The organism is Neobacillus cucumis, assembly GCF_023715505.1.
In genome coordinates, this window is sequence record NZ_JAMBOH010000139.1 from 1 (window position 1) to 311 (window position 311).

A 311-nucleotide genomic window follows, 5' to 3' on the forward strand; every position below is an offset into this window, starting at 1 on the left:
CAACGATTCCTGTTCTTCTAAATTAAAATCATCCAAAGGTGCTATACATGGAAAAGAGGCAAGTTTAAGCCTTTTTTCCATGTTCTTTTCATCTCTTTTGTTTCGTTCGTACTCTACCAGAGTATTTAAGAAAGAAAGGTAGCTAACTTGATCTTTCTCAGCTTTGGCCAGAATAGCGGGAAGCTCACTTGAAGCTTCCGAGAGACGGAGAGATACAAGGGCATCCTGAAGTTGCTGGATCTGTCTCATTTAACTCCCTCCATGATTGCTACATATTGATCAAATGGACGCTGCTTAGCTTCTGCGTTAAG

General features: G+C 40.8%; 1 protein-coding gene. It reads right to left on the minus strand.

Going from position 1 to position 311, the window contains the following annotated elements:
• Window positions 1–249, minus strand: a 249-nt coding sequence (locus M3226_RS31815; RefSeq protein WP_251573451.1) for an ATP-binding protein, incomplete at its 3' end; no start/stop codon positions are given.
• Between the last annotated feature and the right edge of the window lie 62 nt (window positions 250–311).